Genomic DNA, 241 nt, shown 5'->3' with positions numbered 1-241 from the left:
GATGTGACGGTATTGACCGACCGCACCCAGACCATCCGTGCTTCCGTCACCGACGTGCAACATGAACTGCTCATCGCCATTGCCTTGGTGGTGATGGTGACCTTCCTGTTCCTGCGCCGGTTCAGCGCCACGATCATTCCGTCGATCGCCGTGCCGCTGTCGCTGGTCGGCACCTTTGGCGTGATGTACCTGGCGGGCTTCTCCATCAACAACCTGACGCTGATGGCCCTGACCATCGCCA

The 241-nt window shown here is 60.6% G+C and carries 1 protein-coding gene; it reads left to right on the top strand.

The window, feature by feature from the left end:
• On the top strand, positions 1 to 241 hold a 241-nt coding region (locus tag SB765_RS33085; RefSeq protein WP_410932956.1), incomplete at both ends, for an efflux RND transporter permease subunit.

The sequence above is a fragment of the Pseudomonas sp. SIMBA_067 genome, assembly GCF_046534675.1.
Taxonomy (GTDB): Bacteria; Pseudomonadota; Gammaproteobacteria; order Pseudomonadales; family Pseudomonadaceae; genus Aquipseudomonas; species Aquipseudomonas putida.
The sequence above is the reverse complement of the archived record's forward strand: the minus strand, read 5'-3'. Positions and strand labels throughout refer to the sequence as shown.